Below are 17341 nucleotides of genomic sequence, written 5' to 3'. Positions count from 1 at the left end.
ATCAAAGGCCGGTCACAGAATAAAGCGGCTGAGATCGGCCTTGCCCGCCAGCGGAGCCACGCGGTCCCTGACCAGAGCCGCATCGACGGTGACCAGTTCCCCCGCACGATCGGCGGCGGTAAAGCTGATATCTTCCAGCAGTTTCTCCAACACCGTATGCAGGCGCCGGGCACCGATATTCTCGACCCGGTCATTGATCTCCGCCGCCAGATCGGCCAGCGCGTCGATCGCATCGTCGGTGATGTCCAGATCGACCTGCTCGGTCCCCAGCAGAGCCTGATACTGTTTCAGCAGGGAGTGCTCGGGTTCCACCAGAATCCGGCGCATATCGGCACGTGACAGGGGTTGCAGTTCCACCCGGATCGGCAGGCGGCCCTGAAGTTCCGGCAGCAGGTCTGACGGCTTGGCCAGATGAAACGCGCCGGAGGCGATGAACAGGATATGGTCGGTTTTCACCGGACCATATTTGGTGTTCACGGTGGTGCCTTCGATGATCGGCAACAGATCGCGCTGCACGCCCTCGCGGGAGATATCGCCGCCGCGCATGCCGCCTTCAGTGCTGCGGGCGCAAACCTTGTCGATCTCATCGATGAAGACGATGCCGTTGTTTTCGGCATGCTCCACCGCATCGCGCCCGAGCTTGTCATTATCCAGCAGCCGATCGGCTTCCTCGCGCTGAAGCAGCTCCCGTGCCGCGGCAACGGTGAGTTTCTTCTGCTGCTGGCGATTGCCGAACATGCCCTTCATCATCTCGGTCAGATTGATCGCCTGACCGGGCGGGACGCCGGGGATATCGACCGATGGCGGTGCGGAAGGAGCGGCGGCAATGGAAATCTCGATTTCTTTTTCTTCCAGCTCCCCATTGCGCAGCATGCGCCGGAAATGGGAACGCGTATCGGCGGCAGCCCCTTCACCGACCAGCGCGGTGAGCAGCCGTTCTTCGGCGGCCAGTTCCGCCTGCGCCTGCACATTCCGGCGGCTGGTATCGCGCAGCATGGTCAGTGAGGCCTCGACCAGATCGCGCACGATGCTTTCGACGTCGCGGCCCACGTAACCGACTTCGGTAAATTTGGTGGCCTCGACCTTCAGGAACGGGGCTTGCGCCAGTTTGGCCAGACGGCGGGCGATTTCGGTCTTGCCGCAGCCGGTGGGGCCGATCATCAGAATATTCTTGGGGACGACTTCTTCCCGCATCGCTTCCGGCAGTTGCTGCCTGCGCCAGCGATTACGCAGGGCAATGGCCACGGCCCGTTTGGCATCGGTCTGACCGACGATGAAGCGATCCAGTTCGGAGACGATTTCGCGGGGTGAATAGGTAGGGATGTCCATGATGCGTTATTCCGCCTCGCCACGGAGGGTTTCGACGATGACGTTTCCATTGGTGTAGACACAGATATCGGCGGCGATGCGCATGGCGCGGCGGGCGATTTCCTCGGCTTCCAGCCCCTCCACCGTCATCAGGGCGCGGGCCGCCGACAGCGCGTAATTCCCGCCGGAGCCGATGGCGATGATACCGTCCTCCGGCTCCAGCACGTCGCCATTGCCGGTCAGGGTGAAGCTGCGGTTCTGATCGGCCACAGCCATCATCGCTTCCAGCCGGCGCAGATAGCGGTCGGTGCGCCAGTCTTTTGCCAGCTCCACACAGGCGCGTTCCAGCTGGTTGGGAAAGCGTTCCAGTTTGGCTTCCAGTCGCTCCAGCAGGGTGAAGGCATCGGCGGTCGCTCCGGCGAAGCCGGCCAGAACCTGACCGCCCGCGCCGATACGTCGGACCTTGCGGGCATTGCCCTTCACGACGGTTTGACCGAGGCTGACCTGTCCGTCCCCGGCCATCGTAACAGTGTCTCCGCGACGGACGCAGAGAATGGTGGTGCCGTGCCAGCCCACAGGATCATGGGATGATGCGGCAGGATAGAGGGAGATGCTCATGATCGCCTCACATGGCGCTTCGAGCGCATGGCGGCAAGGCCGGATCAACGGATTGATGTCTCAAAGCTGGTGTTTCGGAACAGGAGGCGCTAGCACTCCGCCATGACGCGCCAAGCCACCATCGACCGTACGACCTCGGAAACCTCCATCCGGTTGAGCATCGACCTGGATGGAACCGGACAGACCGATATCGCCACCGGTATCGGGTTTCTGGATCATATGCTGACCGCGCTGGCACGCCACGCGCTGCTGGATCTGACGATCCGCGCCACCAGCGACCTGCATATTGATGATCACCACACCACCGAGGATGTCGGGATCGTGCTGGGTCAGGCGCTGCGCCAGGCGCTGGGCGATAAAAAAGGCATTCGCCGCTTCGGCCATGCCATCGTACCGATGGATGAGGCACTGGCCGAAGCCGCGATCGACCTGTCCGGTCGGGCGCATGTGGCCTGGTCGGTACCGTTTCTGCAATCCAAGGTCGGCACCATGGATACCGAGCTGTTCGAGGAATTTTTCCGCGCTTTTGGGGGCAATGCGCTGATGACGCTGCATGTGACGCTCAAGGCCGGCACCAACACGCATCACGTGGCGGAGGCGTGTTTCAAGGCGGTGGCCCGGGCACTGCGCATGGCGGTGGAGCGCGATCCCCGTGTCGGGGATGCCATTCCTTCCACCAAGGGCGCCCTGTAGAGCCTGTGCTGCCATGACGATCTGGACCGTTCATTTTCCTGATGCGGCGACAAAGGGCAACGCCTTGCCGCGGGTGATTCCGGAGCAGTTCAGCATTCCGGCAAGCTTGCTCGGGCCGCTCTGGCTGGGGATGCGGCAGGCGGTGCTGCCGGCAATGATCCTGCTGGCCGGCTGGATGTTGCTGATCGCTTTTCTGCCTTCGCTTTGGTGGGGACCGGTCTTTGTTGGGCTGATGGTGGCGCAGGGACTGTTTGCTCAGGATCTGCGGCGCTGGTCGTTGACGCTGTCAGGATACAGGCTGGCAGGTGTCCTGGTAGCCGCCGATGTTGATACGGCGCTCAGTATGGCGCTGGCCCGGATGCATCGGATGGAAGAAAAACAGCAGGCCGCTCATCCGGCCCTGCGGGAGCAGACGATATGAAAGTGGTGGTGATCGATTCCGGTACCGGCAATCTGGCCTCTGCCCGTCGCGGGCTGGAGATCGCGGCCGGTCGCGCCGGGTTGGATGCAAAGGTCATTGCCTCCGCCGATCCGCTGGATGTCCGTAATGCCGATCGGATCGTACTGCCGGGACAGGGTGCTTTCGCCGATTGCGCGCGCGGCATTGCCGCAATCGAGGGTATGCGCGGCGCGATCGAGGAGGGCGTTGCAGCGGGCAAGCCTTTTCTGGGCATCTGTGTCGGCATGCAGTTGATGGCCGAACGCGGTCTGGAGCACGAAGGCGCGCCCGGCTTTGGCTGGATCAAGGGCGAGATCGCGCCGATAAGCTGCCCCGGTCTGCGTCTGCCGCAGATGGGCTGGAACGGATTGGATTTTACGTCTACCGGCTGTGTGCATCCGCTGCTGAATGGATTGCAGGCGGATGATCATGCCTATTTCGTGCATGGATATGCATTGCGTGATGGAGATCAGGCACAGATCCTCGCCACCACGGAGTATGGCGGTCCGGTGGTGGCGATGGTTGCCTCCGGCAACCGGGCCGGAACCCAGTTTCATGTGGAAAAAAGTCAGGAAGTCGGTTTGCGTATCCTGCAGAATTTCATGGTCTGGACTCCTGAAGGAACAAGCGGTTCATGACAGGCTCTCAACCGCCGGATGATCGTCATGGAGAGCAGCCTGCACAGGATGTCGAGCGCGTCGAGGCGCTGAGCGATGACGATATAGCCAGCCTGTGTGAAGCCGCGCATGCCGCCATTCTGGACGGTGGCGGCTCCGGCTGGATCACACCGCCGGGGCATCAGGCTCTGGAGCGATATTTTCGTGGCGTTCTGTTGGTGCCGGAGCGGGAATTGTTCATTGCCCGTCAGAATGGTGCGGTGGTTGGGGCCGCACAGTTCATCCGTCCAGCGAAGAACGAGGAAGCCAGAGCGTTCGGCGCGATGCTGGCGCATAGTTTCGTGGCTCCCTTCGCCCGTGGTTTCGGGCTGGCCCGCCTGTTGACGGAACGGGTCGAGGATTGCGCGCGGGCGCTTGGATTTCAGGTGCTGAATCTCGATCTGCGGGAAGATCAGGAAGCGGCGAAAAAGCTTTACGAATCCATGGGCTATATTTGCTGGGGCACCCACCCGGTTTATGCCCGTGCGCGGGGGCAGACCCTGCGCGGATATTACTATTACAAGCTGTTGCAGGCTGACAGCCGCATCATGACGGCGTGACACGGACCGAAAGAACATGCGTTTCACACTTTACCCTGCCATTGACCTGAAAGATGGCCAGTGCGTCCGCCTTCGCCGTGGTGAGATGGAGGACGCAACCATCTATGGCAACGATCCCGCCGTTCGTGCCCGGCAATGGCAGGATGCAGGGTTTGCGTGGCTGCATGTGGTCGATCTGAACGGCGCCTTTGCCGGCCGCTCGGAAAATGCCGAGGCGATTACCGCTATTCTCGGCGCTGTTTCCGTCCCTGTTCAGCTGGGTGGCGGTATTCGTGACATGGCGGCCGTGGAGCGGTGGATAGAGGCGGGTATTTCCCGTGTCATTCTGGGCAGTGCTGCCGTCAAAACGCCACAGCTGGTCAAGGATGCTTGCCGTGCCTTCCCGGGGCGGATCGCGGTCGGCATTGATGCGCGTGACGGGTTTGTCGCCACTGAAGGCTGGGCTGAGACATCCTCGGTGGCAGCCGTTGAACTGGCTGCCCGGTTTGAGGATGAGGGTGTGGCCGCGATCATCTATACCGATATTGGCCGCGATGGCATGCTGACGGGCCCGAATGTCGAACAGACGCTTGCTTTGGCGCGTGCCACGACGATCCCGGTGATTGCCAGTGGTGGGGTCGGTGATCTGTCGCATATTGTTGATGTCTACGACGCCGGAACAATTACAGGCGTTATACTTGGGCGTGCTTTATACGATGGTCGGGTAGACCCGGCAGCGGCCTTGCAGGCCGTTTCCTTGCGTTAACAAACCATTGCGTGAAAACGCCGCACGAAGTTCTTGCATTTCCCCGGCTTTTAGCTGCAAAACCCCGCCACTTTTGGTGGCTGGCGCAGACCAGTCCTGATCCTTAAATTGTGCCGGTCGCCGGTGAACGGATTGCGCCGTGTTGAAGCTTCGTGTGATTCCCTGTCTGGACGTCAAGGACGGGCGTGTCGTCAAAGGCGTGAATTTCGTATCCCTGCGCGATGCGGGTGATCCCGTCGAGCAGGCAGCCCTGTATGATGCGGCCGGTGCGGATGAGTTGACCTTTCTGGATATTACGGCCAGCTCCGATAATCGTGATACCATTCTCGATGTGGTTGCCCGCACGGCCGAGCGGGTCTTTCTGCCGCTGACGGTTGGGGGTGGCGTCCGCACCGTGGGTGATATGCGGCGCCTGTTGCTGGCGGGGGCTGATAAATGCAGCATGAATTCAGCCGCTGTGGCGCGTCCTGAGTTGATCAGGGAAGGGGCTGAAAAATTCGGCAGCCAGGCCATCGTGGTGGCCGTTGACGTCAAGAAAACGTCATCGGGCTGGGAAGTGTTTACCCATGGTGGCCGTACAGGGACCGGGCTTGATGCCATAGAATGGTGCCGTCAGGTAGCGTCTCTGGGTGCCGGCGAGATCCTGCTGACGAGTATGGATCGGGATGGAACGGGGCAGGGATTCGACACCGAATTGTTACGTCGGGTCTGTGCGGCTGTGTCGGTGCCGGTGGTCGCTTCGGGTGGTATCGGCACATTGCAGCATTTTGTCGAGGGTGCAGAAGCGGGGGCAACAGGGTTGCTCGCTGCATCCGTTTTTCATTTTGGCACGTTCACAATCGAGCAGGTCAAAAATGCGTTGCATGCAGCGGGACAACCCGTTCGTTTCACCCGGCCTGCCATGCAGGCTGCCTGAGGGATTATGATGGTCAAAGCCGTTAAGAAAAAAACAGTCACGAAGATAAATAAGAAAACGTCCGCTCCTGCCGCCGTAAAGATCAAATCCAGAAGACTTTCGCCTCTGGCTGATATTGATCCTGATAATGCGGTGCAGGTACTGAACCGGCTTTGGGAAGTGGTCATGCAGCGCCGGGACGCTGATCCTGCGGTCAGCCATTCCGCACGTCTGCTGTCCCGCGGTATCGGCAAGGTTGCACAGAAATTCGGCGAGGAAGCCGTCGAATGTCTGATTGAGGCGGTGAGCGGCGACAAGGAAGCTCTGATCGGTGAAAGCGCCGATGTGCTGTATCACCTTCTGGTCCTGTGGGTTGCGGTCGGGGTCGAGCCTGCCGAGGTATGGCGGGAACTGACCAAGCGCGAAGGCATCAGCGGTATTGCTGAAAAAGCATCCCGTGCCAAAATATTGCCGCGCGCCGCAGGGTTGAAGACGACCAAAATTCCCTGATCATATCGATCTCGTCATCAGACAGAGATTTGAAAACAGAAAAGGCCAAGACAATGCCGGTCAGCGCCATCGGGGATTACGACCCCGACAATATCTTCGCCCTTATCCTGCGCGGCGAGATCCCATGCCGCAAGGTGATGGAGAATGATCATGCGCTGGCCTTTCTGGACATCAATCCGCAGGCTCCTACCCATGTGCTGATCATTCCCAAAAAACCGTATATTTCTTTTGCGGATTTTACGGAGCGTGCCTCCGCGGAGGAAGTCGGGACGTTTTTCCTGACGGTTGGCAAGCTGGCGCGTGACATGGGGCTGGAAGTGCCGGGATACAGGCTGCTGGCCAATAGTGGTCAGGATGCCGGGCAGGAAGTGCCGCATTTCCATGTGCATCTGTTTGCCGGGCGTCCGCTTGGCCCGATGCTGGTGAAAACCGAGGACTGAAAGACGCTGGGGGCGCGGGCTCAGTCTGCCCGCGCGCCTGGATGGAAATGGGCGTAGATGCGCCGCGCGGTTTCCTTCGAGATGCCCGGCGTGGCTTCCAGCGCCGCGAGCCCGGCCTGTTTGACACCGCGTGCCGAGCCGAAATGATTAAGCAGGGCGCGTTTGCGGGCTGCTCCGATGCCGTCAATATCGTCCAGTTCACTGCGGACCAGTGTTTTTGACCGCCCGGCCCGATGGGTAGTGATAGCGAAGCGATGCGCTTCGTCACGCAGACGCTGGAGGTAGTAAAGCACCGGATCACGGGGTGGCAGCTGGAACGGGGCCTGGCCCTCCGTATGAAACCATTCGCGGCCGGCATCGCGATCAGGGCCTTTGGCAATAGCGACCAGTTTGACATCCGTGACACCGATCTCGTCCAGGATTCCGCGGACGGCCGATAACTGGCCGGCCCCGCCATCGATCAGCACCAGATCTGGCCAGTTGGCTTCCCCCTCCGGTCCTTCGGCACGTTCCTTCAGACCACGGCTGAAACGACGCTCCAGCATTTCGCGCATCATGGCGAAATCGTCGCCGGGCGTGATCGGGCCACGGATGGAAAATTTGCGATAGGCGGATTTATTCCAGCCCTCCGGCCCTGCCACCACCATGACGCCGTACGGGTTGGTCCCCATGATATGGCTGTTGTCGTAAATCTCGATCCGGTTCGGGCGGGTGGGCAGGTCGAACAGCTCTGCCACGCCGTCCAGCAGACGGTTCTGGCCTGCACTTTCGGCCAGTTTGCGTTCCAGCGCCTCCCGAGCATTGGTCTCCGCATGGGCAACCACGGCGCGCTTTTCTCCGCGTACCGGCACATGCAGCTCGACCCGGCGCCCTGCTTTCAGGCTGAGCGCTTCCGAGACCAGTTCTTGCTCGGCGATGGTATGATTGAGCAACAGTAAAGGGGGCGGGGGCTTGTCGTCATAGAACTGGGCGATAAAGGCTCCCAATACATCCTGTGCTGTCTCGGCACTGGTATGGGCGGGATAGAAGGCACGGTTGCCGTTATTATGGCCGCCACGGATGAAGAAAACCTGCACACAGCTTTGTCCCGCATCCTGCCAGACGGCGATGACATCCGCATTGCCGATGGAGGCCGGATTGACCACGGCGGTGCCCTGCACATGGGTCAGGCCACGAATACGGTCACGGATGGCGGCGGCGCGCTCAAATTCCAGGGCTTCGGCGGCCTGTTCCATCTGGCGGGCAAGATCGCGTTGAATCTCCGTGCCGCGTCCGGACAGGAAGGCCCGCGCCTGATCGACCAACTCGGCATAATCCTCCTGACTGATACGGTCCACGCAGGGGGCAGAGCAGCGGCGGATCTGGAACAGCAGGCAGGGGCGGGAGCGGTTGGCGAACACGCTGTCCGAGCAGGAGCGCAGCAGGAAAATACGCTGCATGGCGGTCACTGTCTGGTTGACTGCCCAGGCCGAGGCAAACGGTCCCCAGTAGCTGGCGGCTTTGCGGGTCTGTGCGCCGCGATGTTTCATAATCTGCGGGAAAGCATGATCTTCGGTCAGCATCAGCCATGGATAGGATTTGTCGTCCCGTAGCACGATGTTGAAGCGTGGCTTGAGCCGCTTGATCAGATTGGCTTCCAGCAGCAGGGCTTCGGCTTCGGTATGGGTGGTGACGATCTCCATGGAAACCGTCTCGCTGACCATGCGACGCAGCCGCTCGGGAAGACGGTGGATCTGGGTGTAACTGGCCACGCGTTTTTTCAGACTGCGCGCCTTGCCGACATACAGGGCTTCGCCTTGTCCATCGAGCATCCGGTATACGCCCGGCCTGTCCGGCAACAGTTTCAGCATTGCCTCAATGACAGTCACCCCTTTGCCCGGGGGTGCCTCGACAATTGGCAGGGAAGGATTGTCAGCTTCTTTCGGCGGGTTGGCGGGAGCATCAGGCATAGTCATGGATTAGGGGTTGCCTCGCACTTCCTCAAGGGTTGGCCGCCCGGATCTCGGGGCAGGAAGTGGATAAGAGACAGGATAAAATTCATCCACCAAAGCTGTGGATAACATTGTGGAAGAAGCTGCGCACATTTGCGCCAAACCCGCAGTACACAAGGGTTACACGCCGATTGCACAGATTCGAAGCAACAGCATAAGTTATTGAATTATATAGCTTTATTATTTGTGGAGGATGGTGGTGCCGTCATCATACTGAAAAATATGATTCTCTTGCGCCGCAGGTGGACAAGTCCGGCCGCAACCCGCTTCGGGAAGAGAGTGTCAAGCACAAGAATCAGTGATTTAAGTAATTTTATGGCTTGACCGGTTTTCAGGCCGCGGGAGCCAAAAAGGTCTTATTCAACCAGAGTCGTACTGCCGGCCCCTTGCAGATGCTGCCCGCCATCCAGTGCCAACATCTGACCGGTCACAGAGGGCAGGGAGAGCAAAAACAGCACGGCACGGGCTATTTCGTCCGGGTTGGTGCCATGACCAAGCGGGACACTGCGGCATTGCTCCGCGAACTGGTCCGGGGTCTGCCGTTTGCTGGGGGCTGCCGGACCGGGGCCAATGGCATTCACGCGGATGCGGGGAGCCAGAGCCAGAGCCAGCGTGCGGGTCAGGGTCCACAGACCGCTCTTCGCGACTGTATAGGAAATAAAACCCGGTCCCGGTGCCCATACGCGCTGGTCGATCATATTGATCACAGCCCCCTGTGCCGTTGTGGGCAGCAGATGGGCAAAGGACTGTGCCAGTACCAGCGGCGCGCGGAGATTGGTTTCCATATGTCGGTCCCAACTGTCGCGGGTCGCGTCATGCCAGGCATCGAATTCGAAAATGGCGGCGTTGTTGATCAGCACGCCGATCGGCCCCAGCGCATCAGTCGCGTCCTGCATCAGCCGCCGGGCATCGTGCTCACGCCCGAGATCGGCTTGCAGGGGAACGGCATTCCGTCCGCTCCGGTGAAGGGTGGTGACGACCTCCTCGGCCTCGGTGCGACTGGTTCCGTAGTGCACGGCGACTGAAAACCCGGCCTCTCCCAGCGCCAGAGCAATGGCGCGCCCGATCCTGCGCCCGGCACCGGTGACGAGCGCGGTGCGCGGCATGGCTTCAGACAGGGGCAGGGAATGCAGCATGGGGCGATGGTTCCACGATGAGAAGATCCTGTGAGGCCGGGTGGAGCAGGGTGACGCACAGTGAGTGCAAGGATGCCATAATCCGGCAGGTGGTGCCTGCCATGGTTTTATGTCAGTATGCCAGCGTGACGGTCGGAATTACCCACGTCGCCGCCGACCTCTGACCTTGGAGGGATCATAACCGCCGCCGCCGGGGCCAAGCGGTTGCGGCGTGCGGTCCTTGCGGGCGCGTCCGCCATCTTTCTGCGCACCAGCCCGCATGGAGGAAGCAGGGGCCGGTACGGGGGGCAGGCCCATTTCCAGTGCTTCCAGACGGCGTATTTCGTCGCGCAGGCGTCCGGCTTCCTCGAACTCCAGATCGGCGGCAGCAGCGCGCATCCGGCGTTCCAGCTCGGTAATGGAGGCGCGGAGATCCTTGCCCACGAACTCGGCGGCCGAGGTGGCGGAGGTCGGCGCGACCGTGACGTAATCCTGTTCGAACACGCTTTCCAGCATTTTGCCGATCTGCTTGCGTACCGTGGTCGGCGTGATGCCGTGCGCTTCGTTCCACGCTTTCTGCCGCTCCCGACGGCGGGCGGTTTCCTCCACCGCGAAGGTCAGGGAGCGCGTCATGGTATCGGCATACAGGATCACGCGCCCCTCCACATTCCGCGCGGCGCGGCCAATGGTCTGGATCAGCGAGGTCTGGCTGCGCAGAAACCCTTCCTTATCCGCATCCAGAATGGCGACCAGTGAGCATTCCGGAATATCCAGCCCCTCCCGCAGCAGGTTGATGCCGATCAGCACATCGAAGACGCCGACGCGCAGATCGCGGATGATCTCGATCCGTTCCAGCGTGTCCACGTCGGAGTGGAGGTAGCGAACTTTCACCCCGTGCTCGGTGAGGTATTCAGTCAGATCTTCCGCCATGCGCTTGGTCAGGGTGGTGACCAGCACGCGATTTCCTTTGGCCGTGACGAGACGTATTTCCGCCAGCAGATCATCCACCTGATGTTCCACCGGGCGGATCTCCGTGATTGGATCGATCAGCCCGGTCGGGCGGATCACCTGTTCGGCGAACACACCGCCGGTCTGTTCCATCTCCCACGGGCCGGGGGTTGCGCTGACGAACACGGTTTCCGGCCGGAAGCGCTCCCATTCATCGAATTTCAGTGGTCTGTTGTCGATGCAGGAGGGCAGGCGGAAACCGAACTCCGACAGAATGGATTTCCGGGCATGGTCGCCCCGCTCCATACCGCCGATCTGCGGTACGGTCACATGGCTTTCATCGACGATCAGAATGGCGTTGTCCGGCAGATATTCAAACAGGGTCGGTGGCGGGTCTCCCGGTGCGCGACCGGAAAGATAGCGGGAGTAATTCTCGATTCCCTTGCAGGAGCCGGTGGTCTCCATCATCTCGATATCGAAGGTCACGCGCTGACGCAGGCGCTCGGCCTCCAGCACCTTGCCTTCGGCGTCGAATTCGGCCAGCCGCTGTTGCAGCTCCTGCTTGATTTCCTTGATCGCCTGACTGAGCGTGGGGCGAGGTGTGACATAGTGGCTGTTGGCGTAGACGACAGCCTCTTCCAGTTTTGCGGTCACATTGCCGGTCAGGGGATCGAATTCGCTGATGGCGTCGATCTCGTCACCGAACAGGCTGATGCGCCAGGCCCGGTCCTCATGACTGGCGGGGAAGATGTCGACCGTCTCTCCGCGCATTCTGAACGTGCCGCGCTGGAAGGCGGCATCGTTGCGTCGATATTGCAGATCGACCAGCGCCCGGGCCAGCGCATCCCGGTCGATCTGGCCGCCCACCTGCAACCGCACCACCATCTTCGCGTAAGTCTCGACCGAGCCGATACCGTAAATGCAGGAGACGGAGGCAACGATGATGACATCGTTCCGCTCCAGCAGGGCCTGTGTGGCGGCGTGACGCATCCGGTCGATCTGCTCGTTGATCTGGGCGTCTTTTTCAATATAGGTGTCGGTGCGCGGAACATAGGCTTCCGGCTGATAGTAGTCGTAATAGCTGACGAAATATTCGACTGCGTTATTGGGAAAGAACGACTTCATCTCCCCGTAGAGCTGGGCTGCCAGAGTCTTGTTTGGCGCGAGAATCAGGGCCGGGCGCTGCATTTCCTCAATCACCTTGGCCATGGTGAAGGTTTTGCCGGAGCCGGTGACGCCGAGCAGCACCTGATTGCGTTCCCCTTGCCGCAGTCCGCTGACCAGCTCCCTGATCGCGCTTGGCTGATCACCATCGGGCTTGTAGTCAGAGACGACTTCCAGTGCCTTCGTGAGGGGTTTCGCGGGCTGCTTTTGCGGCATGAACAGCATGGGATGGGCGGCGATCTGGGACATGACGGGAAGATGGGCGGCCCCACGCCCCGCTGCAAGCAAAACTGCCGATCCTGATCTTTCTCAGGGCCGTTCAGAAGGGCGTATGACGGCGGACAGGCCCACTCCGCAGGTGATGCCGGTAAGGAGACCTGCTGTCACATCGCTGATGAAGTGGAAATCAGCCCCGAGCAACCCGATGGCGACACAGGCGATCGGCAGCAACCACAGCCAGCGCAATTCCGGCAACCTGTCGCGCAGTGCAGCCATGGGGGCGGTAATCATCGTCGTATGGCCGGAGGGGAAGGAGGCCCAGCCCCGTCCGCCATGCAGCGGAAAAAAGCCGAAGAGACCGTTGCCAATCCAGGATGGGTTGTTGTCGATCCATGTTTCCGGCCATGGACGGCCGAACAGGTATTTGAGTTCATCCTTCACGGGCACGGCCACCAGCGCGGCCAGAGAGGCTGCAATCAGCGCCCATCCCATCCTGCCGGGCTGCCAGCGTCCGGATGCTGCCGCCAGGGCCGCTAAAAACAGGTAGAGTGCGCCGAGTGGGGCCGCTATTTCGGCCGGGCGCGTCATCCAGATGAAAACGGGTTTCCACGATGGCAGGGTGGCGTGGGCCCAGCTCGACCAGCCCCGATCGAGAAAGGCAATGGCCAGTACGGTCATGATTGCCGCCAGTCCCATCAGGGGCCACCAGACAGGGCGGGATGAGCTTGTATCATCACTGCTATGACGGAGACTGCTCATGCGGGTCTTTCATAAAGCTGGCTTTTCAGGCTCGGATTGGATAGCGGAAGCGTCTTTGTTCCGAAACAGGCGAGAGAGACAAACAGCGCGTGTCCAGTCTTCGTCTCCGTGCCCTGCTGCCGATCCTGCGCTGGAAGGTTAAGCGCCGCTTATCCCGTGTACAGGATGTGCGGGAACTGCGCCGTGACTTCGCACTGACCATTCGCCGCCTGCCGGGTGACATACGGATCAGTATGAAAGACATGGGCGGCGTGGGGACCGAGCATCTGCGCACTCATTCCGCCAAAGGGGGGGCTTCCAAAGTGGGGGCTTCCAAAGGGACGGAGCATGTTGTGCCGACCGTCCTGCTGTATCTGCACGGGGGCGCCTATCTGGGCTGTTCCCCGGCGACACATCGCCCGATCACCTCGTTTTTCGCGCGGGCCGGATTTGAGGTCTATGCACCGGCCTATCGTCTGGCCCCGGAAAATCCGTTCCCCGCTGCGGTCCAGGATGCGCTGTCAGTGTATCGGGCATTGCTGGACTCTGGCATTTCGCCCGCCCGTCTGGTCATTGCCGGAGATTCGGCCGGCGGTGGTCTGGCGCTGTCCCTGATGCTGGCGGCGAAACAGGCTGGACTGCCATTGCCGGTGGCGGCCGCGCTGTTTTCTCCCTGGACCGATCTGGCGGCAACCGGAGCGTCCCTGCACTATAACGCTCATCGGGATGTGATGCTGGATGGAAATGTATCCCGCGCGGCGACACTGTATCTTCAGGGGGCCGACCCTTACCATCCGCTGGCCTCGCCGCTTTATGGTGCGCTTGACGGGCTTCCCCCGTTGCTGATCGAGGTCGGGGCGGACGAAGTTCTGCTGGACGATGCTTGCAGACTTGCGGAGCGTGTACGGAGCAGCGGTGGCAGCGTTGATCTGCGCATCTGGCCCAAAGTGCCGCATGCGTTCCAGATTTTCGCGACCTTTCTGCCGGAAAGCCGGGACTCGCTGCGTCGGACTTCCCGCTTCCTGCACCGCATGGCAGGCGACGGGCACCGGCAGGCGCTGCAAACCACTTTTCCTCCCATAGCGGAGGATGAAGCGGTGCCGGGGAAGGCGTTATCCTTCCCTTAAGGCGGGCATACGCTCCAGCAGGGCGGCGTTGAGCGCATCCTTGCGTGCCCACAGGCTGCGATACCATGCGGTGCGCGCAGCCATCTGATAGGCCAGCATCCGTTCGGCAGCGACATAGCTGCGCGCCGCAGTGGCGATCTGCAGAACCGCATCAGGATTATTGACCAGGGCCACAAGCTTTTCCTGAAGCTCGGCTCCCGTGCGGAACAGGATGCCGGTCTTGCCGTCCTGAATGCTGTTCTCATACGCAACCGGGCTGGCCAGAGCGCAGACGCGATGAGAGGCGGCCTCAATGAATTTCAGGTCGCTTTTGGCACGGTTAAAGGGCGTGTCCTGCAAAGGCATGAAGGACAGCTCGCAGTCCGACAGTTTCTGATGATAGGCCGCATACTCCAGCGTGTCGGAGAAGGATTTGTGCGGCGTATCCAGTGCGTCGAAAAATCCCCGGTCCCGTACGACCTCGAAATGCAGCCGCTCTCCGCAGAGACGTGCCGCCGTGTTGAGGGCGTCAATGTAAGGGGGCCAGTCGTTTTCACGATTGATCCCCGCGAACAGCATTCTCATCTGCGGGCGTTTCGCATGATTGTGCGGTACCGGCAGGGCGCGGATGCCATTGGGGAATATGGCGACTTCCGGATTGTCTTTCCGGAATACATCGGCCAGCCCCATGGTGGTGGTCTGGACCGCGTGCACACCACGGAAATTCCACATATCCGGGCGCTGAAGAACAGGAATGTAATCCGGATGATCGTCGAATTCCGTAACGATCAGAAATCCCTGTCGCAGGATTCCCCGCAGCACGGACAGCCCTTCCTCTCCGGCGAGAGCAGGGCGATGGAAAATCCAGATTTTCGGCAAAGACGGATCGGGGGGAGGCAGTTCGCCACCCTTGACGATCGCCGCCCGGATGCCCGGCTCGGCAGCCAGAGCACGCATCGGTTCGATCACCCGGACGTCGCTGACACCGCCGACCGGTGCCAGGATGGTGGAATAGACCTGAACAGTGCCAGGCCCCCCGGCACGGGCACGCCAGACATATTGCATCGGCAGGGCGCGCTGCGCATAGGCGTCCGGATCGACCTGCATCGTCTGCAGCACTGGTTTCAGGGCATTGATGATCTGTCGCCCCTGCTCGGCCTCGAAAATACGCGGCAGGCAATCAATGGGTTGCAACCCTGCGGCACGGATGCAGTGCTCCATCATGGCCTGTGAGAAAAAGCGCAGATGCGTGCGGTCCAGCAGGCCGGTATCGCTGTAGTCGAACGTCCCGGTCAGAAGGCGTGTGGTGATGCTCCAATGTTCGACATTGGGCATGCAGATGATGACGACACCCCCTGGAGCCAGCAATGTCTCCACATGATTTTTCAGGAGCGTCCAGGGATCCTGAAGATGCTCCAGCACATCGCCATAGATCAGGCAGTCAACGCGCCCGAGCAGCTCCTCAGGAAAAACGGCGGTTTCCACATCGCTGTTGATGACCGTCTCCAGCCGGGATGAGGCGAGGCGGGCGGCCTGTTGGTTGGTCTCTATTCCGAAGACACGGGCAGCTGGATTGAGCTGTTTGTAGGCAGCCCCCAGCGCCCCAGTGCCGCATCCCACATCAAGCACGATGCGGGCTGATAACGGAATCCGGTCCAGAATGTCAGGGTTGGGAATATCGGGATATTTCCATGCCTCATCTACAGCCGCCGCAGTGGTCACGCGTCTTGATGCCTTTTCTCTGGGCGCCCGATGGAGGAATAGGAGAAGCCGGCCTCTCGCATCGCGGCAGGGTCGAAGACATTACGCAGATCAACAACCACTCGTCCATTCATCTCCGCAAGCAGCTTTTCCGGAGAGAGGGCACGGAATTCGTTCCATTCGGTGATGATCACCAGAGCATCTGCACCGGAGAGCGCCTCAATGGCACTGCCCACATAAGTAATGGCATCCGGCAGCAGGGGCCGGGCCTGCTCTATTCCTTCCGGATCATAGGCGATGATCGAAGCGCCCGCCTGATGCAGCAGGCTCAGGATCGGGATGGAGGGACTGTCTCGCATATCGTCGGTTTCGGGTTTGAATGTCAGGCCCAGTACGCCGATTCGTTTGCCGTTCACGCTGCCTCCGCAGGCGGTGATAATGCGCTCGGCCATCTGTTCCTTGCGGGTATTGTTGATATCGACCACCGTCTCGATCAGCCTTGTCGGTGCGCCCGCATCATGGGCGATCCGTACCAGAGCCAGCGTATCCTTCGGGAAGCAGGATCCGCCAAAGCCCGGACCGGGATGCAGAAATTTGCTGCCGATCCGCCCGTCCAGCCCCATGCCTTTCGCAACATCATGCACATCCGCACCGGTCGCCTCACAGAGATTGGCAATCTCATTGATGAAGGTGACTTTCATCGCCAGAAAAGCATTGGCAGCGTATTTGGTGAGTTCTGCCGTTTCCAGCCCGGTATGCAGGATCGGGGTCTCGATCAGGTTCAGCGGGCGGTAAAGACGGTTCAGCACTTCTCTGGCGCGGGGGGTGGAACTGCCAACCACCACGCGGTCCGGGCGCATGAAGTCGCCGATCGCGTTCCCCTCGCGCAGGAATTCGGGGTTGGACGCAATGTCGATCTCCAGATCGGGACGCATTTCCCGCACCAGCGCTTCCAGCCTGCGGCCAGTGCCAACCGGAACGGTCGATTTGGTCACCAGGACACAATGGGTGGTCAGGGCTTTTGCAACCTGTTCGGCAGCAGCGAAAACATAGGTCAGATCAGCATGCCCATCGCCGCGGCGGGTCGGCGTACCAACAGCGATGAACACCGCCTCCACATCCTTGACGGCAGCCATCAGATCATTGCCGAAAGACAGGCGGCCTGCGGCGACATTGTCGGCAACCAGCTTGTCCAGTCCCGGTTCGTAGATCGGCATCCGACCCTCATGCAAAGCCGCCAGCTTGGCCGGATCGGATTCCACGACCGCGACCTCAACCCCGAACTCGGCAAAACAGGCAGCGGAGACCAGCCCGACATATCCGCCTCCGATCATGGCAATGCGCATTGGTCCAGTGATCTCCTCTTCATCAAGATGATGGGTCGTTGAAGTGGGGGGGGCAAGGAAATGATGATCTCTCATCATTCATATCATCTGAGTATCGAAATAAAATAGATACTGGAAAACTATTTTTTAAAAATCAGAAGAAATGAAAC

General features: G+C 60.5%; 17 protein-coding genes. 9 read left to right on the top strand and 8 right to left on the bottom strand.

Annotated elements, in window-relative coordinates:
- Window positions 1-12: 12 nt before the first annotated feature.
- The gene (gene hslU, locus GBCGDNIH1_RS23680; protein ID WP_011632937.1) at window positions 13-1329 is read right to left on the bottom strand and encodes an ATP-dependent protease ATPase subunit HslU; all 1317 of its coding nucleotides are present in this window, start codon (window positions 1327-1329) and stop codon (window positions 13-15) included.
- 6 nt (window positions 1330-1335) lie between these two features.
- A complete protein-coding gene (gene hslV, locus GBCGDNIH1_RS23675; RefSeq protein WP_025318411.1) occupies window positions 1336-1926 on the bottom strand; it encodes an ATP-dependent protease subunit HslV in 591 nt (196 codons plus the stop codon).
- A gap of 102 nt (window positions 1927-2028) precedes the next feature.
- On the opposite strand from hslV, the gene hisB reads away from it, so the two are divergent.
- The 8 genes from hisB (at window position 2029) to GBCGDNIH1_RS23635 (ending at window position 6864) form a co-directional block, all read left to right on the top strand.
- A complete protein-coding gene (hisB, locus tag GBCGDNIH1_RS23670) occupies window positions 2029-2619 on the top strand; it encodes an imidazoleglycerol-phosphate dehydratase HisB (RefSeq protein ID WP_011632935.1) in 591 nt (196 codons plus the stop codon).
- Window positions 2620-2632: 13 nt separating this feature from the next.
- Entirely contained in the window at window positions 2633-3040 is a 408-nt protein-coding gene (locus tag GBCGDNIH1_RS23665; protein ID WP_011632934.1) for a hypothetical protein, read from the top strand.
- Window positions 3037-3696 (top strand): imidazole glycerol phosphate synthase subunit HisH, encoded by a 660-nt coding sequence (gene hisH / locus GBCGDNIH1_RS23660; protein WP_011632933.1) that lies wholly within the window; start codon window positions 3037-3039, stop codon window positions 3694-3696. Before GBCGDNIH1_RS23665 ends, hisH begins: the two co-directional genes overlap by 4 nt.
- Window positions 3693-4274, top strand: a complete 582-nt coding sequence (locus GBCGDNIH1_RS23655) for a GNAT family N-acetyltransferase (RefSeq protein WP_011632932.1) — start codon at window positions 3693-3695, stop codon at window positions 4272-4274. Before hisH ends, GBCGDNIH1_RS23655 begins: the two co-directional genes overlap by 4 nt.
- Before the next feature lie 16 nt (window positions 4275-4290).
- Window positions 4291-5019, top strand: a complete 729-nt coding sequence (gene hisA, locus GBCGDNIH1_RS23650; protein ID WP_011632931.1) for a 1-(5-phosphoribosyl)-5-[(5-phosphoribosylamino)methylideneamino]imidazole-4-carboxamide isomerase — start codon at window positions 4291-4293, stop codon at window positions 5017-5019.
- A gap of 139 nt (window positions 5020-5158) precedes the next feature.
- Window positions 5159-5935 carry an imidazole glycerol phosphate synthase subunit HisF gene (hisF, locus tag GBCGDNIH1_RS23645; protein WP_011632930.1) on the top strand — a complete coding sequence of 259 codons (777 nt, stop codon included), beginning with the start codon at window positions 5159-5161 and terminating at the stop codon, window positions 5933-5935.
- Window positions 5936-5941: 6 nt separating this feature from the next.
- Window positions 5942-6424, top strand: coding sequence for a phosphoribosyl-ATP diphosphatase (locus GBCGDNIH1_RS23640; RefSeq protein WP_011632929.1), 483 nt, complete (start codon window positions 5942-5944; stop codon window positions 6422-6424).
- A gap of 53 nt (window positions 6425-6477) precedes the next feature.
- Window positions 6478-6864: a histidine triad nucleotide-binding protein gene (locus GBCGDNIH1_RS23635; protein WP_025287520.1), complete on the top strand. Its 387-nt coding sequence runs from the start codon at window positions 6478-6480 to the stop codon at window positions 6862-6864.
- 20 nt (window positions 6865-6884) lie between these two features.
- On the opposite strand, the gene uvrC is transcribed toward GBCGDNIH1_RS23635, so the two are convergent.
- The 4 genes from uvrC to GBCGDNIH1_RS23615 form a co-directional block, all read right to left on the bottom strand.
- Entirely contained in the window at window positions 6885-8813 is a 1929-nt protein-coding gene (gene uvrC, locus GBCGDNIH1_RS23630) for an excinuclease ABC subunit UvrC (protein WP_408874661.1), read from the bottom strand.
- Window positions 8814-9211: 398 nt separating this feature from the next.
- Window positions 9212-9991: an SDR family oxidoreductase gene (locus GBCGDNIH1_RS23625; protein WP_011632926.1), complete on the bottom strand. Its 780-nt coding sequence runs from the start codon at window positions 9989-9991 to the stop codon at window positions 9212-9214.
- 138 nt (window positions 9992-10129) lie between these two features.
- Entirely contained in the window at window positions 10130-12331 is a 2202-nt protein-coding gene (gene uvrB, locus GBCGDNIH1_RS23620; protein WP_043454574.1) for an excinuclease ABC subunit UvrB, read from the bottom strand.
- Between the two features lie 60 nt (window positions 12332-12391).
- Window positions 12392-13060: a phosphatase PAP2 family protein gene (locus tag GBCGDNIH1_RS23615; protein ID WP_011632924.1), complete on the bottom strand. Its 669-nt coding sequence runs from the start codon at window positions 13058-13060 to the stop codon at window positions 12392-12394.
- Window positions 13061-13149: 89 nt separating this feature from the next.
- Here GBCGDNIH1_RS23615 and GBCGDNIH1_RS23610 point away from each other — a divergent pair, with 89 nt between their 5' ends.
- Complete coding sequence (locus tag GBCGDNIH1_RS23610) at window positions 13150-14166, top strand: alpha/beta hydrolase (RefSeq protein WP_011632923.1); 1017 nt, start codon at window positions 13150-13152, stop codon at window positions 14164-14166.
- Here GBCGDNIH1_RS23610 and GBCGDNIH1_RS23605 read toward each other — a convergent pair.
- Window positions 14152-15867: a methyltransferase domain-containing protein gene (locus GBCGDNIH1_RS23605; RefSeq protein ID WP_011632922.1), complete on the bottom strand. Its 1716-nt coding sequence runs from the start codon at window positions 15865-15867 to the stop codon at window positions 14152-14154. The two genes, GBCGDNIH1_RS23610 and GBCGDNIH1_RS23605, sit on opposite strands and share 15 nt — an antisense overlap.
- Window positions 15864-17192: a UDP-glucose dehydrogenase family protein gene (locus GBCGDNIH1_RS23600; RefSeq protein ID WP_172823003.1), complete on the bottom strand. Its 1329-nt coding sequence runs from the start codon at window positions 17190-17192 to the stop codon at window positions 15864-15866. Before GBCGDNIH1_RS23600 ends, GBCGDNIH1_RS23605 begins: the two co-directional genes overlap by 4 nt.
- Window positions 17193-17341: the final 149 nt, after the last annotated feature.

This window comes from Granulibacter bethesdensis CGDNIH1 (assembly GCF_000014285.2).
Lineage (GTDB): Bacteria > Pseudomonadota > Alphaproteobacteria > Acetobacterales > Acetobacteraceae > Granulibacter > Granulibacter bethesdensis.
Note: the sequence above shows the minus strand (reverse complement) of the source record. Positions and strands in the feature narration are given on the sequence as shown.